This is a genomic window from Acinetobacter sp. YH01022 (assembly GCF_013420235.1).
Classification (GTDB): Bacteria; Pseudomonadota; Gammaproteobacteria; order Pseudomonadales; family Moraxellaceae; genus Acinetobacter.
In genome coordinates, this window is record NZ_VOYP01000024.1 from 25,435 (window position 1) to 51,074 (window position 25,640).

Below are 25,640 nucleotides of genomic sequence, written 5' to 3' on the forward strand. Positions count from 1 at the left end.
TTTTGTAGGTAATATTTATTCTCATTATCATTTAATTTTGTCGGAATTAAAAAACCCCCAGTCTGGAGGTTTTTTAATGTCTAGCTTGCAGTAGCGTTTAAATCTGTTTTGCTTCGCCCACAGTTTCATTCAAGTGCTTGCGGATAGTCTTGAAAGAAAAATTCTTTGAATCCATACGCTTTGGCAAGATATAAGCACCTTGTTGACCTTTAACCTTGAAGTTAATCAACATAAAGTCAGGGGTATTATACCACTCATAAATATCTTTCCAGCCAATGGCACCGACACCTTCCTGTGCACCCATTTGCTGACGCATGATAATGCCGTGAGGCTGTACACCCAAACGGATGCCTTTAATTTCCTGTACCGGAAATTCATTCATCTTGCGTTTTACATACCATTCCAGGCCGAATTTACGGATCAGGAAATATGCAAGCACACAGACCAAAGCCACCCAGCAGAAAATGGTGGAATAGTTTTTCAGCAAGATGATACCGACAATGGAAAGTAGGGCAACAGCTGCCATGATGATCCAGGCTTTGGTGCCGATTTTATTGGTGCTACGCCAGATGGCAAGTTGCGCTTGACGTTGTTCAGCCTCGGAAATTTCATAGTTCACAGGCTGTAAGGTATAAGCGTATAAATTTTTCGCGGTCATAATGAAAATAACAAATTTAGAACTGTAAAAAGTTTAGCATTATTTATACCAATTCAGTGAGTATATTGTTCCAAAATCATCCTATTTATAATGAGGCTAATTCGGTGGCTTTTTCATCACGGTCATGGCTTAGACTTTGCTTTAAACGACTGAGCTGATTCAGAATACTGAGCATCAACGATAATTGCTGCAACACAATCAGAGATTTTTGATCCTCTTCATTATTTTGGCTTAAGCGTTGGCGTATGGTATTCAGCATATTTTGTGCCGTCAGGTCGGGCACTTCATCTTTTAACAATGCCCCTTGAATGTCGTCCAGCGCTTGATCGAGGAGCTGCAAGACTTCCTGATCTGCAATTTTTTCACGATGTGCACCCAGTGCAGCAATATAGCTGAGCAGGGTGTGATTCAAGCACAAAAATTCAAAAGCCTGGCTTTTTTGTGTCGGATCAAAATCAGGTTCTGTGGCTAGGGTCGAAATCAGTGAGGCCACATCTGCATCGTTATTATGTGCAGCACGACGTACCACACGATATTTCAAACCATTATTACGGCCATTTTTGTACTGCTCAATCACTTCGGTCAAATATTCACATTGAGCATTGAGTGAACGCCGGATATTGCGCGGTAAACGACGGAATTTCCAGTCGGGGAAGATAAAACTTACCCCAAACCAAGCCAAGGCACAGCCAATCAAGGTATCAATCATGCGCGGGAGGGCTGCGGCGAAACCCAATCCATCGAGGTTAAAGTTAATTAATGCCAAAATCGTGATAAAGGCGGTGGCCTGGGCATATTGCTTACTGCGTAATTCAAAGAACAGTACACCACTTAAAATCAGCAGTAATAATTGACCTTCGATCGAAGGAATAAAATACAAAATGGCATAGCCGAGAATAATGCCGACCAAGGTGCCAACAATCCGTAAACGCAGGCGACGTTTGGTGGCGTTAAAATTGGGTTGGCTGACAAAAAGCGCCGTTAATAGAATCCAGTAGCCATATTGAATCTGGGTAATCTGGACAAAAATATAACCAATAAACAAGACAATAGAGACACGAATTGCATGTCTAAACAGCACCGACTCTGGTGTTAAATGCTGTTTGATCCGAATCACAATATCATCCCAGCTTTTGAGATCATCATCTTTTAGCTGGTTTTCAATATGTTTGCTTTTATCTAACTTAATATGCCGCTCTGTTTCTACGTTGCGAAGCTGGGCATCAATCGACTTTAAATTTTGATAAAGAGAAAATAAGGCATTGACCCAAACCTGATCGTATTGCTGCTCGGCACGGAGTTTTTCCAGGGATATTTTTAAGTTGGCAAAGGCATGTTTAAAGCGCTTGTTATGCTGATAGGTTTCACGATTTAAAATACTGTGACCCAAGTCTTTACAGGCCTTACCCTGAATAGAAAGAATGCGTTGAAAGCGAAATAAAATGTCACTATGTTCAAAAACTTTGACCAGTTTTTGATAATCAATATGCGCTGAATCTGCACGTTCATGGATATCCTGAGCCACAAAATAATATTGCAGGCTGCGACGGGTATCTTTTTGTCCACGGTCACCTTTTAATCGGGTTAACAGAGCAGTTTTCATTTCATTGAAAATACCGACCAGTTTGCCATTTTCCAAAGACAGCTCAATCATGCTTTGCTGATAACTTTCTGGCGTCATGTCAACATCAAACAGGTTCGATTTAGCAAATAGAAAGTCTCCCAGTGATGAATAGCACTGGGATAGTTTGTCCTGAACCTGCCGAACCGGAAATAGCAGAAAACTGATGGTAGAAAGCAGGCCATACCACATTGCACCGGCAACCAGCAGCCCGGCCTGCATATACCATTGATCAAACAGTCCAACCCCCAGCATTGAATAGACTGAAATGACCAGACAGCCATAGGAAATGGTCGCATAACGCCGTCCTAATGAGCCGAGCAGAATCCAGCCAATGCAGGACACAATCAGCCCTATGGCAAATAAAACGGGATGAGGAAATAAAAAATAAATCGAGGCGGCGGTAATAAAGAAACCGATGTAAGTATAAATCAGGTTCATGATCCGCACTGAAAAGCGGTCATCGATATCGCTTAAACCGGCAGCCACTACCCCTAAGGTCAAGGGAATGGTAAAAAGCTGTTGTCCCATAAAATAGGGCACAAAGGCGGTACCTGCAAATGCAATAATCATGCGCAGGTTATACATGAAGGTGGTGTTATAAGTCGCTTGTTTAAGACGCGTCAGCCAAGATTTCAAGTTATGTCCTAATCACTAAAGGATGTATGCATCAAGGAATGAAATTATGTGAAATTTCATTTTCAATCCTTAAAATAATACTATGTACAGTGTAAGCTTGTCTTTAAAGCCCCCATTTAAAAATTGAATATCGTTATGTCTGTACAGCAATCTACACGGCAGTATTCCACAGCATGGATCATGCTGCTGGCTTTATTGACCTCACTTGGTCCACTTTCTATTGATATGTACCTGCCAGCCTTGCCGCAAATGGCACAGGATTTTGGCGTCAGTACGCAAATGGTAGCCAATACTTTACCGGCTTATTTTTTGGGACTGGCTTTAGGGCAGCTGATCTATGGACCTTTGAGTGACCGGATTGGGCGCAAAACGCCACTGTATTTTGGATTAACCCTGTATGTTGTTGCAAGCCTGCTGTGTATTTTTGCCAGCAATGAATGGAGCTTAATTGCTGCAAGGATTTTACAGGCTGTTGGAGGCTGCGTAGGGGTGGTGATTGCTCGGGCTGCCATTCGTGACCGTCTGGATATGCAGGCTTCTGCACAGGCCTTTGCCAGCATGATGATTGTGATGGGGATTGCACCGATTGTCGCGCCGAGTGTCGGGGCAATGGTATTGACGTTCTTTAGCTGGCATGCAGTCTTTGTCTTTTTAACCTTGATCGGACTGATCTGTTTATTCTGTGTGCACTTTTTCTTTAAAGAGAGTTTGCCGCCTGAACGCCGTTTAAAGCTGAATGTCGCCCAGATTATCCAGCTGTACGGTAGTATTTTTAAAGACCCGAGTTTTAAATGGCCAATGCTGGCTGGTTGTTTTTCTGGCGGCATTTTATTTTGTTATATCAGTTCATCTGCTGCTGTGCTGATGGATCATTATGGATTAGCGCAACAGCAATTTGCTTATGCTTTTGGGCTGAATGCCTTTGGTATCATGCTGTTATCTGCGCTCAATAAAAGACTTGGCCAGCAATTTTCGGTCCTGAGTCGCCTGAAAATAGGCGGCATCATCCAGTTGCTTGGGGTCTGCATTTTATTCAGTGCAGGTTTAATCGGTCATAGTCCCCTATGGCTGGTATTGATTGGCATGTTCTGGGCAGTGGCAGGAATTGGTTTTACGGGTCCCAATGCGATGGCTTTGGCTATGTCGGAACAGGGTGCGCAAGCGGGAACAGCCAGTGCGATTATGGGAAGTATGCAGTTTGCCTGTGGTTTGCTTGGTGGCGTGATTTTAAATTTTCTGATGTGGAATTCACTGCTCAATATGGGAATTCTGATGTTGATCTTTGTGGCTGTGACTTTGCTTGCAATTCTGCAGCTCAGCAGACAATTGCAGGATAAAAGTTTAAATATTTAAATATCTGCATAGCAAAACAGACCTTTAAACTTATTCGTGCTAAAGGTCTGTTTGAGTTAAAGCTATTTATTTATTTATTTATCCATAAACGCGGCAATATCCATTTTTCCGGATAACTAGGCAAAGGTTTTCTTAAGGGTGCCCAGCTTGCCACGGTTAAAATGTTTTAATGATTTATGGATCAACCTGTCTGATACAAAAAGCCCGTACCGCATGGCGGGCAGTTATGGCATCGTTTACATGCTGAAATGAGCTGTAAATTTATAAAAATGTCTTTTGAAATGAGTTTTTTAGCGCTGGGTAGTTATATACATTAGTCGAATGTCTGGTTGTTTGGCTTTAGGATGAATTTTTCTAAGTCTAAGAATATCCACATTATTTTTTTATTAGATCTGAAAATGAGATTATTTTTCAATCACTGTTCGGGAAAACTGATTTTAATAAAGTCTGAAAATTGCTAGATTTAGCACGATATGTGGATGTCACATATTTGTAATATTATAATATTTTAAGTTTTTTACTGTACTCAGAAGCTGAAAATGCAATGGTTTTTTAAGCTTATTAATTTTTGAAGGGTATTTTTTTCATAGATTTATTGGGTTTTTAAAAAATCACTGAATGCATGGAATGCGAAATTTAACAAATCGGAGATTTTAAGAATGAGTCAATTACGTAACGGTAAATTTATTGCTAAAGGTTTAGCATTGGCAGTTACAGCAGTCATGGTTAGTACAGCACATGCCGGCACAGCTGAACAAAAACAAATTCAACAATTACGTCAAGAAGTTGAAGCATTAAAATCTTTAATTCAACAACAACAGCAAGTGCAGCAACAGCAGCAAACTCAAATTGAGCAGGTCAAGGCACAGCCTGTTCAACTTGCAGCAGCACCTGCAGCGAAGTCTGAATCAGCATTAACCGGCTTTAAAACTAAAGCGGGCGCCAGTGTAAACCTATACGGTTTTGTTCGTGGTGATGCCAACTACATTATTGAGGGTGCAGATAACGACTTCAATAATACTCATACTAGTACGGGCACTACACAAGATAAATTACGTGCTACCGGAAAAATGAGTCGTTTAGGGCTGGATTTCTCAGCGCCAGTGGGCGATGCAAAAGTTGGCGGTAAAGTTGAAGTTGACTTTGCAAGTAATGACAATAGTAAGTCAGAAAACTTACGTCTTCGTCATGCTTATTTGACTTATAATGACTGGTTATTTGGTCAAACGACTTCTAATTTCTTGTCAAGTCATGCACCAGAAATGATCGACTTGAATACCAACGTAGGTGGCGGTACAGCACGTGTTCCACAAGTACGTTATGGTCTTAAACTGGCTCCTGCTACCCAATTATTCTTGTCTGCAGAAGAAGGAGATAGTACAGGAACAGGCATTAAATATAGCGTACCTAACTTAACGGCTAAATTGGTACAAGGTTTTGCAGATGGTAAAGGTTCTGTATCTGCACGCGCTTTGGTTGAAAATTATAAATCAACCACAGCAGATGATGACAAAACTGGCTGGGGTGTAGCTGCAGGGGTCAATTATCAAGTTGCTGAACCATTAAAAGTTTCTGCCGATGTTTCCCATGTTGTCGGTAACAGCAACTATTTATATGGCAGCAATTCAGCTTATGTTGTAGATCCGGCAAATAACAGTATTGAGCAGAATGAGTTTAATGCAGTTCAAGTCGGCGCAACTTATAAGATTTCACCAAAATTACGTTCGACTTTAGCCTATGGCACTGTATTCGCGGATGATGGTAATGATTACGCACGATTGAATGATGGTGCAAATGAAAAAGTGCAACAAGCTTGGATGAACATTATCTATTCACCAGCTGCACCAATTGATTTAGGTGTGGAATATATCAATGGTAAGCGTGAAACATTTGCTGGCGAGTCATATAAAGATAACCGTGTAGGCTTAATGGCTAAATATAATTTCTAATTCAAAAGTGGAAATTTAAAAAAGAGGCGACTGGTTCGCCTCTTTTTTATTTGAAAAATTATTTTTCATCTCCAGTTAATACCTAAAAGATCTCATTCGTATGAGAATCATCAGCCCTGATTTTATGGGTAAACGTCTGCTATAAAAAAGGTCAAAAGATGAGATAATATTAAGAGGAAGGTGGCAAATATATGAGCCCTGATCTTTTAAAAACTGAGAGCTTTTAAGGATAACTTTACGAAAGAATACAGTGTTACACATAGATCGTTCTTAAAATATACGCCTTTTTGCGAACAGCTTTATTTATCTTTAGGTGGTTCATGAGCAATATCAAATTTAGTTTTATTGTTTTGGCAGTATTGGGGTTGGGAGCCTGTCAAACGGTTGCCCAACCTAAGCTTACTGTTGGTTCGACAGGACTATCAGAGCCACCTGCTGCAGATGCTCAAGTTCGGGCAGAGCGTATTAATTTTAAAAAACTCAAACAGCAGGAAAACCGTCCTATTGTTGCCTTGGTACTGGGCAGTGGTGGCGCTCGTGGCTATGCTCATATCGGGGTCATTCAGGTACTAGAGCAGCAAGGGATACACCCGGATTTGATTGTAGGTACCAGTGCGGGCAGTATTGTGGGTTCCATTTATGCCAGTGGTAAAACAGCAGAAGAGCTGCGTGATATTGCTTTAAGTATGAAAGCCAATGATGTGCGTGATGTAAAGCTGGACATGAAAGGCTTTTTTGATGGTCAAAAAGTTGAAAATTATGTCAATCAACAAGTCAACAATACGCCCTTAGAAGCATTAAAAATCCCGATGTATGTGGTCGCAACGGAATTAAAACAAGGCAAAAAAGTCGTCTTTAATTATGGTAATACCGGACAGGCGGTACGCGCTTCCGTGTCTATTCCCAGCATGTTTATTCCGACCAAAATTGGTGCGGATGAATATGTGGATGGCGGTCTGGTGAGCCCGGTACCTGTAAGCGTGGCACGTGATTTGGGGGCGGATATTGTGATTGCTGTGGATATTCTGGCGCAACCAATGCATACCGAAACCAGTAATGTTTGGGGAATGTTCAATCAAAATATTAATATCATGCAAAGCCGTTTAGCTGAAGAAGAGTTAAAGCATGCAGATATTGTGATTCAGCCAGATTTAAGGGAAAAAGGGCATATATTTGATGTAAAAGGTCGTGCAATGACCATGCAAGCCGGAATAGATGCAACAGAAAGTCAGTTAAATGAAATTACCACTTTATTGAAACAGAAGCATTATCCATTTGGTCATAGCATTCAGCAATTAAGCGCACAGGATTAAGTCCTTCAATCAATTGCAATGATGAAACCGAATCCCTAAGAGTCTCAGATTCATTATTGCAATGCTGTTAGGTTTTAGTCTGTCGTTATTTAGGTTTTGAGGGATAATCAATCAAGATGAATGGAATTTAACTGTAAAGATAAACTAATCAATTGATATTATTCAATAAAATCAACTAAGTGATGAAAGCTTTTGTATTATACAATTTTTATATAATATGTGTTTGTTCAATGATTTAAGTTTACCAGTAAATAAAAATTCTCTACACTGGAGTTTATTAAAGTCATAAAAGCATATTTCTGTAAGGATGGTTAAATGCATAACAGTAGTATGAACATAGAAAAATTTGCCATAGGTCAAAAAGTTAAAATGGCGAGTATGGAAAATCTGGTATTTACCGTGATTTCAGAAAATACTGATGGTACCTATAGTGTTGAGACCCAGCTCGACCAGCAAAATGTATTGAGCTATGGCAATATTTCCAAAGAAATGCTGCGCAATGTAACACCTTGATATTAGTTTAAGCTGAGATTTAACTGGTCTGATATGACACGTTAAACACTAGCCCTGTGCCCAAATAGATTTAAATTTTGTTTGATTCATAGGTATTCAAGTAATAATCACACGATATGTTTTAAAATATATAGTCATCTTTTTGTAATTTAATTTTTAGAACAAATATTCTATTAAAATCATGCTATAAGAAAAATGTTTATATCTCAGTGAGTTGGTAAAATTGATATATATTTTTTTGAATGATACCAAAATCACTATAAATAATAATGATGGGTTTATTGGCAATTTCGACATTTTATTTCATAGAAAAACGATATAATCATTCCTTATACTATTGTCTGTAAAAGAGTCTAGAGAACGCGATGTCCCCATTAGATCAAATTGCTCCAGCATTAGATGACCAGTCTGAATTAACCATGACAGTTTTAATGACTCCTGATATGGCGAACTTTTCAGGAAATGTTCATGGCGGAACAATTTTAAAATTACTGGATCAGGTCGCATACGCATGTGCTAGCCGTTATTCAGGCAGTTATGTGGTGACTTTGTCTGTGGATAAAGTAAATTTCAAAGAACCGATTCATGTGGGTGAACTCGTTACTTTTCTTGCCAGTGTCAACCATGTCGGTCGTACCTCAATGGAAATCGGGATTCGCGTAGAAGCGCAGAACATTCAAAAACGTACCGTACGTCATACCAATAGTTGTTACTTCACTATGGTAGCTGTAGATGAAAATGGTCAACCGAAACAGATTCCGCCATTGAAGCTGGACAATGACTGGAAACGTTGCCGTTTTGAGGCTGCTGAACATCGTAAAGTGGCACGCTTGCAAGAAAGCCATCATCCTTCATGCAGTATTTATAAAAAAACCTCGCAATGCTAATGCTGTATTAAAACAGACTGAATGCTGATGTTAAAAAGACTGCTTTAAAGCGGTCTTTTTTGATTTTAACGGGAAGATTGGAACTATACAGCAGGCAAAAATTAGCCTAATATAAAACGATACGTATCGTTTCGTTTTTGGTGATGAATGACTGAACTAGAAAAAACTTCGCGTCGTAAGCAATGTATTTTGCAGGCAGTGACTGCTGCATTGGAAGATGAGGATTACAGTCATTTAACTGTTGAAGATATTGCTGCACGGGCAGGGGTAGGAAAGTCGACCATTTATCGCTGGTGGAAGCATAAATCTGATCTGGTCTTTGATGCCTTTAAAGAGCACACCGCTTCGGTCTTTGATCTGGATTTCGAGCAGAGCCTGGAAGTTAATCTGAACCAGCAGCTGTTAAAATTGTCACTCGCGCTAAATCATCCGTTAGGGCGAGCTTTATTGGTGGTGATGGCCGAGCATCGTGAAGCAGCCGGTGAGTTTTTCAGGCTGTATTTATTACCGCGTCGTGAGCAAACACGCAAGTTGATTCAACTTGCCATAGAGCGTAATGAAATTATTGCCGATTATCCATTTGAACTGATGCTGGATACGCTGTATGGGCCGATTCATTATCAGATTATTTTCTTTAATTGCATGCCAGATGAAACTTACATACACAATCTTGTACGTTTGGTGATGCAACCTGTTCTGGTTCAAAAGTAGCACCAGGCTACCGCTAAGTTGGTCATTATGTCTGCAACAAACACTGAGCGTCTATGGAATCGCTCGTTTATATTATGTCTATGCAATAACCTGTTTTTATTTACCTATTATTATGCCTTATTAACTGTCTTGCCGATTTATATCATGAAGGATCTAGGCGGGACGGTGAAGGAAGCAGGTTTGGCACTGACCCTATTTCTGGTTTCTTCAATTGCGGTTCGTCCATTTTCCGGACTGATTGTGGAAAAATTAGGCAAAAAAATAGCCTTCCGCGGCTCGGAATTGCTGTTTGTACTGTTTGCTTTTAGCTATTTATTTGCCGACAGTATGTGGGCTTTATTGTTGATCCGTTTTATTCATGGCATCTGGTTTAGCATATTAACCACGGTCACCGTGCCCATAGCAAATGATTTTATTCCAGATCGGCGTAAGGGCGAGGGCATGGGCTATTTTGTCATGTCGACCAATCTTGCCGTGGTATTTGGGCCTTTAATTGCCTTGACCGTGTTGCAGTTTACTGATTTTAAGATGCTATTTGCGCTATTAACTGCTGTGATCAGTCTGGGTTTTATTTTTTGTTTAATCATTCCGGTACAACAGCAGGATAAGGTTGCCTTCACGGCTGAGACTCAAGAAAAAAAATGTTTGGGTTGGCATGATATTATTGAAACACGTGCTATACCGATTGGCTTTGTTGCCTTGCTGACTGCATTTGCCTATTCCAGCATTATGAGTTTCATTACCGCTTATAGTGAATCTAAAGCTCTACTCGCGTATACCAGCCTGTTTTTTATTGTCTTCGCCATTTCCATGATTGTAGTGCGGCCGTGGGTAGGCAAAATTTATGACCGTAAAGGTGCCAGTGCAGTCATTTATCCTTCCTTTATTTTCTTTGCCATAGGCCTGGTCGTGGTCAGTTTTATCTCCAATCAATGGCTGCTCTGGTTATCTGCTATATTTATTGGCATTGGTTATGGCTCCCTGTTTCCATGTTTTCAAACCATTGCTATTCAGTCTGTGCCAAAACAGCGTATGGGGCATGCAATTTCCACATTCTTTACCCTGTTTGATTTGGGCATGGCAATCGGCTCAGTCATTTTGGGATTGATGATTGCCTATTATGGTTATCAACTGAGTTATTTATTCTGTGCTGTAATTACTGTGCTGACTTTATTTGTTTATAAATACACAGTTTCGGCATCACTGAAGCAACCTAAATAAAGAGAGGTCCGGCACGTGGAATTACGTCATTTACGCTATTTTGTTGCAGTTGCACAAGAACTGAATTTTACCAAGGCGGCACAACGCATGTGTACGGTGCAACCATCTTTGAGCCAGCAGATTAAAGATCTGGAACATGAGGTGGGTGTTCAGTTATTGGTTCGATCCAACCGTAAAGTTGAGTTGACTGAAGCAGGAAAAGTCTTTCTGAAAGAAGCGCTGCTGAGTTTGGAGCATGCAGAAAAAGCGATTGATGCTGCACGGAAAATTGCCAACTTGAGCAAAGACCAGTTGAATATTGGCTTTGTCCCTGTGGCAGAAATGAAAATTTTTCCCTATATCATGCCGAATATACGGGCCCATTTCCCTGACATCAAAATTAACTTTCATAGCCTGACCGATGTCCACCAACTTAAAGCCTTAAAAAAAGGTGATATTGACATTGCCTTTACCCGCTATGTCGATGAATCGGATGAACTGGAGCATGTACAGATTTTTAGTGAGCCTCTGGCTTTAATCGTGCCCAAGGATTCACCTATTGCCGAGCAACGTCATATTAGTATCAAAAGTTTTAATCATCAGGACTTTGTTATTAGTGATGAAGATGCTTCACCGCAGTTGCACAAGATTATTACCGATTTCTTTAAGCAGGCTAAACTGGATGTCAACATCGTCCAGCACTCGACCAATATTCTATTAAATGTCAATTTAGTCGGCATGGGGGTCGGCTGGAGTTTGGTACCGGCTTATGTGATCCCGCTATTGGGCGATAAAATTATCGTGAAAAATACTATTGAGCCCTTACCGATGATTAACCTGTATGCCAGTTATCGTAAAGGGCAAAAAAATGAGCTGATTGAACTTATTTTAAAAATCTTGAAAGAACAGTTTTATATGGGTTTCTTTTAAAATAATTGTTTGATATCACACGATGCTTTTAAAGGCGATAAAAAGCATCGTTAAGGAGAGTGCATGTATCACATAATCACCATCAAATAATCAAAGCGCTTTATACTTAAAAATTAGAATAACAACAGAGGTCGAATTAAAATGATGAAGCTGTATAACAATGCTCAGTCGCGTGGCATGACCGTGATGCTTTTATTAAAAAGAGCTGGGTATAGAAGACCAGATTGAAGAGATAAACGTGCCCATATGAAAATATGCATCAGGCTGAATATTTAACTATTAATCCCATGGGAAAAGTCCCCTGTCTGGTTGATCAGGGCGTAGTGATTTCTGAAGTTGCGGCCATATTTACTTATCTGGCAGATAAATATATGGAAAAAGGTTTGGCGCCTGCCCTGGATGACCCCAAGCGAGGTGCATATCTGAAATGGATGTTCTTTGCGCATGGTCCTTTGACTGAGTTTATGGATTTAAAAGGTCTAGGCGTATCGGACGAGCAAATTGAGCAAAGAAAACGAAGCCTGACCTTTGGTCATGAAGAGAGTGTATTGGCATTGCTAAAAAAGGGTATGCAAGAAGCAAATCCGTATTTGCTGGGTGATAAAATTTCAGCAGCAGATTTATTTCTGGGTTATTGGGTAATTTTTGCTATCTCTCTCAAAATATTGCCTTATCTGGATGAGTTCAAGCCGTTTATTCAGCTTCTGGCACAGCGTGATTCAATGAAAGGTGTGCCATGGTTGCAGAAGATTAATGCTTAATATTTTTACTGTTAATTTTTAATTGAAATTGCTAAAGATATTAAAGTGATTGAGCTGATTTTGAAGAGTTAAAGGAATAGATTTATTTTGAAGCTCTCTTGAATAGATCTCTTGCATAAATCAAAAAATGTTCAATATTCGATTTTTTTAAATCAGCACTGCCTCATTTGATTGATTTAATTTTTTACCTTCTCGTAGGCAATCTCTCTACTTTTGAAAGGTCAAAATGAGGATCTCAAAATATATTGTGAGTCCGCAGGAAAAACCTTTTATTTCCCATACACGACATCCTGAGCCAGTTTTAAGCACTGCTTTAAAATGTAGCGTAAGGGATGGGAAACGTTGGGCATCCATGCCACACTCATGAATCTGATATTGACTAAAATCTATTTTTTAATTTTGGTTTTACGAACAATTTTTAGTTTCTAAAATGATGTATGGAAGAAGTCTAATAATTGACCTTAAATTTAAAGATTTATATGAGTGAAAAATAAAAAAAGACCACGCTTTCGCGTGGTCAGGCCTCTGAATATGATTCAGTCAATGTGTTTTTATATCTGTATTATTTTACATGCAGCTTTTTAAACAGCTGTTGGCTCACGTGATCCAGAGTTTGTGGAATCGCCAAGGCCGCCACAAAACGGTCAGGACGTAGAATTACCACCGATTCTGAAGTTTTACCAAACCAGCTGCGAATATCGGTTCCGATATCGCCAATGGTAATCACGCCATCAATGTTCTTGCGGTTTTCATTGCCAAACTGAACTTCAGGAATGACCTGAATAAATTTGACGCCTAATTTTTTCCAGACTTGCATGGTGGTATCCGAGATGCCCCATTGAGGATCGACTCCCCAAGCAATGATCGCAAAGTCGTTGCCAATCACTTCATCCAGTAAAACTTGTTCACCCGACTCAAGTTTCACTTGCGGTTGAATAAACATCTTGCCGACCGGAGACTCTTTCTTGCCGTCTGCCAGCAAAGCACCGTCATGATATTTCGGCATCGGTTTAAAACGCATTTCAAGCAAATACTGTTTAATTGGCTTGATGTAATTCAATGCATAGGCAATACCGTCACGCACGAAACCTTGCCATTTTTTCGGTGGCGCAAGTACATGACCGGCCATCACTGAAAGATCGATCATAGCTTTAGCATGGTCTTTACGTTCAATCTGGTAAGAATCCAGCAGGTCTGGAGTCGCCTTGCCCTGAACAACCAATGCCACTTTCCAGGCCAGGTTAAAGGCATCGCGCATACCGCTGTTATAACCCTGACCTTGCCATACTGGCATAATGTGTGCAGCATCACCGGCAAGTAGGATGCGGTCAACACGGAATTTATCGGCAATACGCGCATTATGTGTATAAACACGCTGACGGATTACTTCGATATTTTCAGCATTAGGCAATACTTTAGACAGCAATTTGGCAATATTTTCCGGTTTGCTTAACTCTTCTTGAGTTTCACCTGGCATCACCATGAATTCGAAACGGCGAATACCATGAGGCAGGGCAGCAGATACATACGGACGTACCGGGTCGCAGCATAGATAAATATGCGGTGTTGCCAAAGGATCATTTTCAATGTCAATTACAATCCATTGGTTTGGTGCGGTTTTACCATCAAAACCAATATTTAAAGTACGACGTACAATTGAGTTACCGCCATCACATGCAATTAAATATTTTGCCTGAACAATTTCTTCTTTCTGGTTTTTATCTTGAATTTTAAGCGTTACGCCGTTGGCATCTTGGCTAAATTCGCCCAGTTGACGTGAAAACAGTACTTGAGTGTTTTCATATTGCTTTAAGCCTTGCAGCAAGACATTATCGACCTGAGGCTGAATAAAAGCATTACGGCGTGAGAAACCGAATTCGCGGGTGAGTGGCTGAATGTCAGCAAAACAGCGACCTTTAGGCGTCAAGAAACGCATGGCATGATTTGGTGTGGTATGCGGTAAAACTTGATTCACTAAGCCAAGTGACTGAATAGTACGCAATGCTTCATCATCAATACCAATCGCACGCGGGTAATCAATCAAACTGTCCAGTTGTTCGATTACAGTGACCTGAATGCCTTGTTTACTTAAATAGTTCGCAATAGTCAAACCCACAGGGCCTGCGCCCAAGATTGCCACTTCAGTGGTGTAATTTGTTTTGTTGCTCATAGCGAATGCCCATTCAATCAATTCACATTTAAGCGTATTAACGGTGAATTTGAGGGTCTAAACAAGCTATGCCATAGTAGATATGTTGAATGAAAACAAAACAGCGGAAATACATATTATTATATAAGATATTGAAAATAAATATTTATTTAAATTGTCTACTATATGGTTTTCGGGCTTAATGATCATTTTTTTCTATCATATATAAATATTTGCTAAACATAAAAAGCGCAAGAGTTTACCTCATTCCGCTTTTTGACTTAATCTTGCTTTGCATGCAACAGCATGGAGTGAATGATTTGCAGTGAGATTTTAAAAACGTCAAAAAATAAAAATTGAATGATGACGGATTCAAAATAAATTGGATGCTTTACTATACAGTACGGAAAAAATGAAAGTGAGCATCATCATGATCCGTATGGGTGGGTGAGTTGTGCTCACTGATGAACTGATTATATCTATCTGAAAGCGAGTTGATTTTGAAACTGATTTCTCCTACTCAAGCTGTACCGACTCATATTATTTCTGGTTTTTTAGGGGCTGGAAAAACCACCTTGCTTCAACATTTGCTCAGTCAGAAGCCAGAAAATGAGGTCTGGGCGGTGTTGATGAACGAGTTTGGGCAAATTGGGGTCGATCAGCAGTTGTTACCGCAAACCCAAGGCTATGAAGTGAAAGAGCTATTGGGCGGTTGTCTTTGCTGTAGCAGCCAGTTACCGATGCAGATTGCCTTGTCGCGATTATTGTCAGAAAGCAAACCGGACCGGTTGTTTATCGAACCCACAGGGCTAGGACATCCTGCACAATTGCTGGAACAGCTGACCGAACCGCACTGGCAGCCGAGTATTGCCATGCGTGCCTTGGTGACTGTAGTCGATGGTTCCCGTTTGCATGATAGTGATTGGAGCAAGCAGAATTTATATGCCGATCAGTTAAAAGCAGCACAAATCATTGTGGTGTCCCATGCGGATACTATGAGTTTTGCAGATGATCAGGCTTTGCAGGCATTAAAGCGTGAATATCAGGCTTATCAGCAAACCTGGCTGATGAGTGGGCAAGATAAAATTCCTCTGCAACAAATTGACCTGCCTTATGTGGGAACCAGACGTAAAATTCAGCCTTTATTGAAAATCCAAAAAACATTTTCAGCTGGACAGCCTCTACCAGAAATTAAACAGTTGCCTTATCACTATGTTGAAACTGCACAAGGCTATAGTGTAGCGGGATGGAAATTGCCCAAGCGCTGGCAATTCGACTTTTATGCCTTGCTGGATTTACTGTGTGAACAGCAACAGTGGCTGCGGATTAAAGGGATTTTTAATACCAACCAGGGCTGGAAAACCTTCAATTTTAATCCCGAGCAGTTTAACTATCAGTCTGTAGAAGAAGGCGTGGATAACCGTATTGAAATTATTGTGCAGCATCCGCATGACTGGCAGTTATTTGAACAGCAACTGTTTCAGTGCCAGATTAATCCAGATCAGGATTAAAAAACATTTCAGCAAAATACGCCCAAATCTTATATGCTAGGCGCCAAATTTGAGGACTCTTTTATGGCGCTAAAAGCAACAATTTATAAGGCAGATTTGAATATTGCCAATATGGATGACCATCAATATGGTGATTATCAACTCACTATGGCTTTGCATCCTTCAGAAACCATTGAACGTTTGATGGTGCGTATTTTGGCTTATGCGCGTTTTGCTGATGATGCTCTGGAGTTTACCAAAGATTTGTTTGAAACTAATGAGCCGGCGTTATGGCAAAAAGATCTGACCGGCCAACTGATTAAATGGATTGAAGTGGGCTGTCCGGATGAAGATAAGGTGAAAAAGGCCAGTGCGCGTTGTAAGCAGGTGGCTGTGGTTACTTATGGCTCAGCTGTAGATGAATGGTACAAACGCAACAGCAAATTAAAAACCTTAAGCAATGTCGAAGTGTGGAAACTCTCTACTGCGACTACTGATGCCTTGCCACAATTATGCGAGCGTACTATGCAGTTACAGCTAAATGTTATGGATGGTGAATGGACCTTGATTGGGGATCACGCTCAAGTCGTGGTGGAGTGGGAACAATTACAATAAATAGATACAGGTTGCAGGCTTAAGCTTGCATCCTGATCACAAAATTGCCTATACCTGAAAACAATAAAAATGAATAAAGGGAAAATATATGTATCCGGATCTCTATTGTTTGCTGATTGCCCTCGGTATTGGGGTAATTATTGGTGCAGAGCGAGAATATCGTAGCAAATCGGCCGGCCTTCGAACCATGATTATGGTCATCTGAGTTCCTGCCAATATTCTGACCGGGCTGGATTTGTCCGGGCAGGGGTGATTTTTAAAGATGAAAATCATAAAAAATTGACGGCTTATTTATTGAATGATTCAAATATCCATGAGCTCAGCTTTTAAATACAGCTAAGAACGGATACCTCTTAAATTCTAAAGCATGCAGCCAAATCCGGTTATACTAGGCATTGAAAAATTGCTGCTCAGTTTAGGTAAATGATCATGATAAATGAATTAGAAATTATCGATTTAAAAGTAGGTGAAGGTAAAGAAGCGGTGAAAGGTGCGCTGATTACGACCCATTACACCGGCTGGCTGGAAGATGGAACCAAATTCGATTCATCCATTGACCGTGGCAACTACTTTGAAACCGTGATTGGTACCGGTCGTGTGATTAAAGGCTGGGATCAGGGCATTATGGGCATGAAAGTCGGTGGTAAACGTAAATTAATGGTGCCGGCACACCTGGCTTATGGTGAACGTAAAATGGGTAAAATTATTCCTGCCAATTCAAACCTTATTTTTGAAATTGAACTATTTGACGTAAAAACACGTGATTAAGTGCGCCTTGATTATCGGTTAAAAAATATTCTGCAAGAGACAAGGATGAATCTTGCAGATAGGTGAAAAATAGTTTGAATTTTATTTTTTTACCACTACATTAAGAAATAGCTAAGCGTATTTAAGGATGATTCGCTTTTTGTATAAAATTCAGAAATTAATTCATTTTTTAAAACTTTTTCTAGCAATATGTCTATGCATAGGTCTGGGGCAGAAGCAGGTCTGGGCACTTTATGAAGCCGCACCCGAATCTTATTATTTACATCAAAAATTCTTGAATGATGTTCAGTTTACTGAAGATAGCTCTACGCCTCTTAAGGGGACATGGCAGTATTATCCTGAGCAATTCATCACCCAACCCAGTTCAGTTTTAAAATCGACTAGCGTAACTTTGCCAGTCTCTTTTAAAGAAATCACTGGAACTAACCAGACTTATGGCACATTTATTGGCCATTTTAAAATACCTAAGCAATTTGTAGGGCGCCGTATAGCCATTTTTATTCCCAATCAATATGGGGCTTATAAAATGTTCTTGAATGGTGATTTTATACTGCGTTTAGGAGAAGTTGGAAAAGACCCAAGCCATCATCAAACGGAAAATGCACCTAAAATTGCCTTTTTTGTGGTGGAAAAAGAGTATTTCACCATCACCATTCAGGCATCCAATTTTGATCCTCAGCATGGTGGTCTTGAAAATCCGATGCGGATAGGCATAGGTACAACCATTGGTCGCCAGTTCCAGCAGATGATGATGAGTATTGGCCTGGTGTGTGGAGCAGTCTTGGGTATTGGAATGTTTACCTTAATGTTTTCAGTATTCCAAGGAGTGATTAATCGCAGCAGTATCCGGGTTTTTGTGTTTGGTGTTTTTATTCTGTTTCTGGCCTTGCATAATTTATTTTCAGCCCCTTATGCCTATACCACCTTTACCAATATCAGCTGGTTATGGGGAGAGCGTTTAGAATATCTGTTTACTTATCTGGCAGTCACTTTTTTTATCAGTTATATGTTTTTACTCAGTCGGCGTTATCTGCATCCGATTGTTTACAGTGTGGCGATGTGCATACTGATCATGGGTATGATGGTGACCTTGTTTACTGTGCCTGAAATCTTTCAGCGGTTTGCCTTTTATAGTTCAGTCATTAGCCCGATTGTCATTGTAAATTTTGGCTATGGTTTTTATCTGACCCTGAAATCAAAAGAGCAATATTCTAGCGTCAATGTATGGGCGATAATTTTATTATGTGTGACCTTTTTTCATGATTTCTTGTTGACCTTAAATTTACTCGATTCATTTAATCTTTCATTTATTTCAACCAGTTTCTATGCCTTGCTGATTATGTTTCAGCAGTCAAAAAACTATGCACAGCATACCTCGCATATTGAGCAATTGAATAATAGCTTACTTGAGCTGAATAGTTCTCTGGATCATAAAGTACAGGAGCGCACTTCACAGTTACATCAACTGAACCAGAAGCTAGAGCGACAAATTCAAATAGATGCATTAACCGGGGCTTTTAACCGGCGGGCTTTAAATGCTGAAATTCAGCGATTATTTACCCTGACACAAAATCATACCCATTATAGTCTGGCATTTGCCATGTTAGATGTAGATTATTTTAAAAACTATAATGATTACTATGGGCATTTGAAGGGGGATGTAATTTTGCAAGATTTGGTCAAGCTGATCCAGCAGGCCTTGCCTGAATCTGCTTATGTTGCCCGCTACGGTGGGGAAGAGTTTGCCATTATTTTGCATAATATTCCGAGTCAAGTGGTCTTGAATGTGTTGCAGCAGGTTTTAAATGCAGTCAGAGATGCTCAATTTGAACATTTAAACCGGCCTGATCAAAAACAGTATGTGACTTTAAGTATGGGTGTGGCATGGATGGATCGAAATCATCCCTATAGCGATATTCATGAACTGATGAAAGCTGCCGATATCCAGCTTTATGCAGCCAAGGATGCCGGACGGGATCAATATCAGCCCTCTGGAACTTAGTTTAAATTTTGTGGATATTTAAGCTTTTTTTTTAGCTCTTTTGACTAAAATAAAAAGCAGGCATGCCAGTTAAAGTATGATGATCTTAATCACAGTTCCTCTATTTTTAAACGTTTAATTTTCAAAAAATTATTATTTTTTAAGCTTCATTTCAGCTTGATTGGATAAAAAGACAGATTCAGAGTTCTGAACGTCGTAAATCGTGAAAAGGGTAGTTTTCTATTGATCAATGATGCTACGTGTTCAGAGCATAAAATGTTTTTTGAGCACCATTCAATGAAGACTCGCTTGCTGTCCACCTTGCTTTCTGCTTCTCTTTCCGCCGTTTTATGTCAGATGCCTCATTTAGCCTGGAGTAAAACACTACCATCCAGCAATCCCACCCTTACGGTGATTGGCTACCATGAAATTACCGATAGACAATCGGCCCTGATTCCTGACTATTCGGTAACGACCCAGCAGTTTCAGCAACATATCAGCTGGCTTAAAAATAACGGTTTTCATTTTATTAATGTCGATCAGCTGATTAAAGCGCACGAAGGGAAATATCGCTTGCCGAGCAAACCGGTTTTATTAACGGTGGATGATGGCTATGCATCATTTTATAAAAGTGCCTATCCGGTGACCAAAGCCAATAAAATTCCCGTGGTGCTGGCGGTCGTGGGTTCATGGCTAGAGCCTAAAGCAGGTCAAAGCGTTGACTTTTCAGGTGAGAAAATTCAGCGTAGTCAAATGTTATCCTGGGCTGAATTGAAAGAGATGCAGGACAGTGGTCTGGTCGAAATTGCCAGTCATAGCTATAACCTGCATCGCGGCATCTTGGGCAATCCGCAGGGCAATATGGAACCGGCGGCAGTGACACGGTTATACGATCCTAAATCTGCCAGTTATGAAACCGAACGTCATTATCAGCAACGGATTACAGGTGACTTAAAGCAGAATAACCAGTTATTGACTGCACATGGTTTGAAATCACCTCGTGTGATGGTTTGGCCCTATGGTCACTATAATATGCAAACCGTAAAAATTGCCAAACAGTTAGGTATGCCTGTAGCCATTAGTCTGGACGATGGTGCAGATTCGGCTAAAGATTCATTAGGGCAGCTCAACCGTATTCTGATTGAAGGCAATATGACCACGGCAGATTTGGCTCAGGAAATTCAAAATCGCCAGCAACATTTAGGCGACAATAACCGTCCGCAAAAAATCATGCATATCGATCTGGATTACATTTACGACAAAGATCCTATTCAGCAGGAACGTAATCTGGATCACTTGCTTGACCGGATTGTGGCGATGAAAGTCAATACCGTGTATTTACAAGCCTTTTCTGATCCGGATGCCAATGGTTCTGCGGATATGGTGTATTTCCCGAACCATTATTTGCCCATGCGTGCCGACCTGTTTAACCGTGCTGCCTGGCAAATTCAAACCCGTACCCAAGTCAGCCGGGTCTATGCCTGGATGCCATTACTGGCCTGGGAATTACCAAAAGATAACCCGGTGTCCAAAGATGTGGTAGTGACCCAGCAAGCTGATGATTCCAACCATCTGAATATGGGCTATCATCGTTTAAGCCCTTTTTCTGCCGATGCGCGTAAAACCATTGCCGGTATTTATCAGGATCTGGCCAAATCAGTGCCATTTAACGGCATTTTATTCCACGATGACACCACTTTATCGGACTATGAAGATGCCAGCCCTGATGCTTTAAAAGCCTATGCTGCGATAGGCTTACCGACCGATCTGGCCAAAATCCGTAATAACGATGCCGAGCTGGAAAAATGGACCGGCTTTAAAACCAGATACATTGATGACTTTGCCATGCAACTGGCGCAAGAAGTCCGTCAGTATCATCCATTCTTGCTGACTGCACGCAATTTATATGCTCAGGTTGCCCTGCGGCCTTATGCTGAAAACTGGTATTCACAGTCTCTGGAACAGTCGATCAACCGTTATGACTTCACTGCAATCATGGCAATGCCCTATATGGAGCAGGCCGCAGATAGCGATGCTTTTTATCGGGACATTGTTAATCGCGTGAAGCAATATCCCAATGGCATAAAGAAAACGGTGTTTGAATTGCAGTCAGTGAACTGGCGAACCAATCAACGTGTTCCTTCCGATGAAATAGCCAGAACCATTGAGTCTTTATATACCCAAGGGGTGATGCATGAAGCGTATTATCCGGATGATCCGATTCAGGACTATCCAGATACAGGCGTGTTACGCAAAGCCTTTGATATGAAATCCAGCAAACTTATTCCTTAAAGGAATTCCATATGTCAACGCTGCAGCATTTTTGGCATTCTGCATTGCACTTTGTTTTTTATTATCCATTATTTATGTCGTATTTATGGATGATCGGTGCACTGATTTTCTACTGGAAAGAACGACAGGATCCGCCGTATCAGCAGCCTGAGGCATTACCTGATTATCCTAAGGTGGCTGTACTGGTACCTTGTTTTAACGAAGGTGATAATGCCGAAGAAACATTGGGTCATGCACTTGCGCTGGATTATCCAAATTTTGAGGTCATTGCGATCAATGATGGCAGTTCCGATAACACCGCAGCCGTGTTAAACCGTCTGGCAGACCGGTATGAAAAATTGCGTGTAGTGCATTTGGCACAGAATCAGGGCAAAGCCATGGCACTGCAGGCGGGAAGCTTGCTCACCGATGCTGAATATCTTCTGGGCATTGATGGTGATGCCTTGCTTGATCCGCATGCAGCGACCTGGATGTTACGGCATTTTCTGCAGGATGAAACCGTGGCTGCGGTCACCGGTAATCCGCGAATTCGTACCCGTTCGACTTTGATTGGACGTATTCAGGTGGGAGAATTTTCCTCCATTGTTGGCATGATTAAACGGGCACAACGCAGCTTTGGTCGGCTGTTTACCGTTTCTGGTGTGATTACTGCCTTTCGTAAAAGTGCGGTACATGAGGTCGGCTACTGGTCACCTGACATGCTGACCGAAGATATCGACATTACCTGGAAGCTGCAACGGGCAGGCTGGAATATTCACTTCGAACCGAATGCCCTGGTCTGGATTTTAATGCCGGAAACATTCAAGGGTTTGTGGAAACAGCGGCTACGCTGGGCCATGGGCGGGGCACAGGTGCTGATTAAAAATATAGATGTGCTGTTTCAACCGAAACTGAATTTTTTATGGCCGCTGCTGTGTGAGCTGGTGCTGACTTTGGTATGGTCTTATTTGATGCTGTTTATGGCCGTCCTCTGGTTAATCCATTTTGTGGTTCCATTGGGTATATCGGGCATTAGTTCACCATTTTTACCCTATGGCACCGGCATGCTCTTGGGCGTGACCTGCCTGCTGCAGTTTGCGATCAGCAAATGGATGGACAGCCGTTATGAACCTTCGCTAGGCAAAAATTACTTCTGGATGATCTGGTATCCCTTTGTATTCTGGCTGATCACTCTGACGGCCAGTATCGTGGCATTTCCTAAAGTATTGTTACGCGGCAATGGCCAGCGCGCACGCTGGGTCAGTCCAGACCGCGGGATGCGTAATTCCAAACTCAATAATGAAGAAGTCATCCATGAAAAATAATCCTTTAATTATTGATTTACATCATTGCTTGCCATGGCATAAACGTTATGCATCACATACCTCTACCGCCATGATGTGGGCGGTATGGCTGTTGTTATGGCGACCGTTGTTGATTGTGCTGGGGATTGTGAGCCTACAAAAACAGCATGTGTTGCATCAGCTTTTTTCTGCCTTTGGTTTGGGCATTGAACATGGCGTGAGTGCATTATTGGCCTGTGCTGTGGGCTTGCTGCTATGGGCAAATTTTGTTCCTGCAAAAACAGTAAAGACAAGCTCTGCCAAAAATATTGCCGATTATGGACAGCATTTTGGTTTGGCTGTGGAAGAAATCGAACAGGGACGCCAGCAAAAGGTCAGCGTGGTTCATCATGATGAACACGGCAAAATCATTCATATTGAATAACAGATTTTTATCTGTATCCAGAACCAAGAAAATCCCGGGTTGGCATCCAGCCCGGGATTTTTCTATTTTATTTTATCGGCTATTTGCCCGGTACGCGCAACGCATAGCAGGCTAAACCCATACACAGTAACAGCAGCCCCAGGATGAAATGTGAGCTGAGCAGTTCATGATTAAGCCATGTGCTCCACAGCGTGGCCAGTACGGGGCAAATGATGTTCATCATCATCAGTGTAGTGGGCTTGACTTTGTTCAGCAGCTGATAATAAAAAATCATTGCCAGTACAGATGAAAATACTGCGCTATAGACAATTGCGATAGCGGTATCTAACGACGGCAGCTCATCTGGCATGTCGGAGGAGAAAAAGGGCAGCAAGCTACAATAACCCAGCCATGACACAATCGTAGCACCGGTCATCTGACTGACCGGATGGATATTTGCAGCAACCGCACGCACAGCAAATGCAGAAAGTACATACAAAAGCATGGCCACGATTTCCAAACCAATGCCAAATCTATCTAATAACAGGTTTTGCTCGTTTAAGCCCAGTGCGAAATATAAGCCCAACATACCCAATAGCAAGCCCAGCCATTGATAGGCACTAAACTTTTCACTGCGAAAAATATAAATGGCCACTAAACCCGAGACAAAGGGAGCACTACCATAAATGATTGAAATCACCGTTGAAGGTACTCTGGATGCACCTATATAGCAGAAGGCCATGGAGGCAAACAGGCCGAGAGCACCCGCGGCATAGCTGAGCAAAGCTTGCGGGTGCATCGGTACTTTGACCTTGAAGTAGGCCTGACAGGCTAGTGCAATCGGTATGGCCAAGCTAAATCGGATAAATAAACCCCACGCCCAATGAATTTCATGCACTGTCCAGACGGCTGAAAGCGGAGTGAGTGACCAAATCAGCACAACAGTAATAAATTGACCGGCTGTAGCAAAGCGTGAGTTTGGGCTAAAAGGGGCTACAACCGGTTTGGACAGTGGTGTGGGGAATCCATTTTTATTGATCGGATGATTCATCAGCTTTTTCCTTGTTTTCAGGCAATAAAAAAGGCCGCTATTGAGGCGACCTTGGGGTATTTTTTGGTTAGTGATTTATTCTAAATCATCATCAGGGTACAGTTTCCAAGGCACCTCATGTAAAAACTCCACACGTCGTGAACTGGCCTGGTTGACCTGAAGATCCCAAGCGAGGCAAGTGACAAGCGTATATTGAGCAGATGAATAAATAGGGAACATGAGTAAAATTCCTTGGCATTCTTTTTTATAACATAAAATTTTAAAAATCGTATAATTTTTATTCAAATTGTTTATATAATATAAAAATAATAATTATTTATTCATGAGAGTGACGCTATGGTGAAAATACTCTTGGGGCTATGTGTTTGCATTGGACTGATTGTCCTTTGGAAAATATTTTTAAAAATTCAGATCAATCAACATTTACAGCAATTTAGAATTAAGCAGCTCGCCGATTTAATCAAACCCGATGCGACCTCGGCACAGCCCTTATCCACAGCACAAGCGCGGGTAGATGAGGTGGAAGAATATGAACAACAGCTGTTTGATGATGTCTGCCAGATATTTTTTGAACGCCATCTGACCGAACGCAACTTAAGTCAGGCCATCGTGGTTCAAGAAGGTGTGTTAAGAAAATTGCCTGCCAAAGCCCAAACCCGGATTCGTCAGCTGGACTTGGGCGAATGGTCGATTTACTGGACTTTATATGACCAGTCTTTAGAATATTATGTCGGACGTTATGGGGTATTTTATACTCATATTGACCGTTTCGGTTGTGAGCATAAATGTGAATTTAAGGAACAGCATAGCCGTGCCTGACTGAAACTACGCCTCTTGACTTGAGTACACAAGAATAAAAATCCCTAAAATTATATGCTTTTTATACCGCTGCTTGTAATTCGGCATGGCAAACTCGTGTTGTGACTGGAGTCAGACGACACTTGGCTATTTAACCCGAATTACGGATAAGAAAACCGCTTGAAAAAAAGATGGTTAGAGCCATTTAGAAAGTTACTACACAAACCAAAGACTCTAACCACCATGTTTGATTTTACAGAAATCTTCTGTGTTAT

The 25,640-nt window shown here is 41.1% G+C and carries 21 protein-coding genes and 2 pseudogenes; 18 read left to right on the forward strand and 5 right to left on the reverse strand.

Translation table 11 applies throughout. The features are described from left to right. Positions 1-97: 97 nt before the first annotated feature. Positions 98-658, reverse strand: coding sequence for a YcxB family protein (locus tag FTT87_RS10055; protein WP_086195974.1), 561 nt, complete (start codon positions 656-658; stop codon positions 98-100). 85 nt (positions 659-743) lie between these two features. After that, positions 744-2,918, reverse strand: a complete 2,175-nt coding sequence (gene yccS / locus FTT87_RS10060) for a YccS family putative transporter (protein WP_180174811.1) — start codon at positions 2,916-2,918, stop codon at positions 744-746. A 135-nt stretch (positions 2,919-3,053) separates the two neighbouring features. Here yccS and FTT87_RS10065 point away from each other — a divergent pair, with 135 nt between their 5' ends. From FTT87_RS10065 to FTT87_RS10105, 9 genes and pseudogenes are all read left to right on the forward strand, one after another. Continuing rightward, complete coding sequence (locus FTT87_RS10065; protein WP_180174812.1) at positions 3,054-4,271, forward strand: multidrug effflux MFS transporter; 1,218 nt, start codon at positions 3,054-3,056, stop codon at positions 4,269-4,271. A 659-nt stretch (positions 4,272-4,930) separates the two neighbouring features. Continuing rightward, positions 4,931-6,220, forward strand: a complete 1,290-nt coding sequence (locus FTT87_RS10070; protein ID WP_180174813.1) for a DcaP family trimeric outer membrane transporter — start codon at positions 4,931-4,933, stop codon at positions 6,218-6,220. A gap of 320 nt (positions 6,221-6,540) precedes the next feature. After that, complete coding sequence (locus FTT87_RS10075) at positions 6,541-7,533, forward strand: patatin-like phospholipase family protein (protein ID WP_180174814.1); 993 nt, start codon at positions 6,541-6,543, stop codon at positions 7,531-7,533. A gap of 315 nt (positions 7,534-7,848) precedes the next feature. Beyond that, positions 7,849-8,046 carry a hypothetical protein gene (locus tag FTT87_RS10080; RefSeq protein ID WP_171263187.1) on the forward strand — a complete coding sequence of 66 codons (198 nt, stop codon included), beginning with the start codon at positions 7,849-7,851 and terminating at the stop codon, positions 8,044-8,046. A 365-nt stretch (positions 8,047-8,411) separates the two neighbouring features. Continuing rightward, a complete protein-coding gene (locus FTT87_RS10085; protein WP_086174788.1) occupies positions 8,412-8,933 on the forward strand; it encodes an acyl-CoA thioesterase in 522 nt (173 codons plus the stop codon). A gap of 147 nt (positions 8,934-9,080) precedes the next feature. Continuing rightward, positions 9,081-9,644, forward strand: a complete 564-nt coding sequence (locus FTT87_RS10090; RefSeq protein WP_086195969.1) for a TetR/AcrR family transcriptional regulator — start codon at positions 9,081-9,083, stop codon at positions 9,642-9,644. A 27-nt stretch (positions 9,645-9,671) separates the two neighbouring features. After that, positions 9,672-10,865: an MFS transporter gene (locus FTT87_RS10095; RefSeq protein WP_180174815.1), complete on the forward strand. Its 1,194-nt coding sequence runs from the start codon at positions 9,672-9,674 to the stop codon at positions 10,863-10,865. Between the two features lie 15 nt (positions 10,866-10,880). Next, entirely contained in the window at positions 10,881-11,774 is an 894-nt protein-coding gene (gene hcaR / locus FTT87_RS10100) for a DNA-binding transcriptional regulator HcaR (protein WP_180174816.1), read from the forward strand. A gap of 144 nt (positions 11,775-11,918) precedes the next feature. After that, positions 11,919-12,535: pseudogene (locus tag FTT87_RS10105) on the forward strand (glutathione S-transferase family protein). Between the two features lie 562 nt (positions 12,536-13,097). Here FTT87_RS10105 and FTT87_RS10110 read toward each other — a convergent pair. Next, the gene (locus tag FTT87_RS10110; RefSeq protein WP_180174817.1) at positions 13,098-14,705 is read right to left on the reverse strand and encodes a bifunctional 3-(3-hydroxy-phenyl)propionate/3-hydroxycinnamic acid hydroxylase; all 1,608 of its coding nucleotides are present in this window, start codon (positions 14,703-14,705) and stop codon (positions 13,098-13,100) included. A 479-nt stretch (positions 14,706-15,184) separates the two neighbouring features. Here FTT87_RS10110 and FTT87_RS10115 point away from each other — a divergent pair, with 479 nt between their 5' ends. The 8 genes and pseudogenes from FTT87_RS10115 (at position 15,185) to pgaD (ending at position 23,537) form a co-directional block, all read left to right on the forward strand. After that, a complete protein-coding gene (locus FTT87_RS10115; RefSeq protein ID WP_180082367.1) occupies positions 15,185-16,195 on the forward strand; it encodes a GTP-binding protein in 1,011 nt (336 codons plus the stop codon). Between the two features lie 63 nt (positions 16,196-16,258). Then, on the forward strand, positions 16,259-16,789 hold the full coding sequence (locus FTT87_RS10120; protein WP_180082366.1) for a YaeQ family protein: 531 nt from the start codon (positions 16,259-16,261) through the stop codon (positions 16,787-16,789). 88 nt (positions 16,790-16,877) lie between these two features. After that, positions 16,878-17,059, forward strand: a pseudogene (locus tag FTT87_RS16245) (MgtC/SapB family protein); the annotation flags it as partial. Positions 17,060-17,218: 159 nt separating this feature from the next. Beyond that, on the forward strand, positions 17,219-17,557 hold the full coding sequence (locus tag FTT87_RS10130) for an FKBP-type peptidyl-prolyl cis-trans isomerase (RefSeq protein WP_086176864.1): 339 nt from the start codon (positions 17,219-17,221) through the stop codon (positions 17,555-17,557). 127 nt (positions 17,558-17,684) lie between these two features. Next, positions 17,685-19,559 (forward strand): diguanylate cyclase, encoded by a 1,875-nt coding sequence (locus FTT87_RS10135; protein ID WP_180082364.1) that lies wholly within the window; start codon positions 17,685-17,687, stop codon positions 19,557-19,559. Positions 19,560-19,895: 336 nt separating this feature from the next. Then, positions 19,896-21,830 (forward strand): poly-beta-1,6-N-acetyl-D-glucosamine N-deacetylase PgaB, encoded by a 1,935-nt coding sequence (gene pgaB / locus FTT87_RS10140; protein WP_373423516.1) that lies wholly within the window; start codon positions 19,896-19,898, stop codon positions 21,828-21,830. An 11-nt stretch (positions 21,831-21,841) separates the two neighbouring features. Then, positions 21,842-23,134 carry a poly-beta-1,6-N-acetyl-D-glucosamine synthase gene (gene pgaC / locus FTT87_RS10145; protein ID WP_180082361.1) on the forward strand — a complete coding sequence of 431 codons (1,293 nt, stop codon included), beginning with the start codon at positions 21,842-21,844 and terminating at the stop codon, positions 23,132-23,134. Then, entirely contained in the window at positions 23,124-23,537 is a 414-nt protein-coding gene (pgaD, locus tag FTT87_RS10150; RefSeq protein ID WP_180174818.1) for a poly-beta-1,6-N-acetyl-D-glucosamine biosynthesis protein PgaD, read from the forward strand. Before pgaC ends, pgaD begins: the two co-directional genes overlap by 11 nt. 79 nt (positions 23,538-23,616) lie before the next feature. On the opposite strand, the gene FTT87_RS10155 is transcribed toward pgaD, so the two are convergent. Both FTT87_RS10155 and FTT87_RS10160 read right to left on the reverse strand, forming a co-directional pair. After that, entirely contained in the window at positions 23,617-24,567 is a 951-nt protein-coding gene (locus FTT87_RS10155) for a DMT family transporter (protein ID WP_180082836.1), read from the reverse strand. A gap of 75 nt (positions 24,568-24,642) precedes the next feature. Further along, a complete protein-coding gene (locus FTT87_RS10160) occupies positions 24,643-24,786 on the reverse strand; it encodes a hypothetical protein (RefSeq protein ID WP_180082835.1) in 144 nt (47 codons plus the stop codon). A gap of 117 nt (positions 24,787-24,903) precedes the next feature. Here FTT87_RS10160 and FTT87_RS10165 point away from each other — a divergent pair, with 117 nt between their 5' ends. Further along, positions 24,904-25,386, forward strand: coding sequence for a hypothetical protein (locus FTT87_RS10165; RefSeq protein WP_180174819.1), 483 nt, complete (start codon positions 24,904-24,906; stop codon positions 25,384-25,386). Positions 25,387-25,640: the final 254 nt, after the last annotated feature.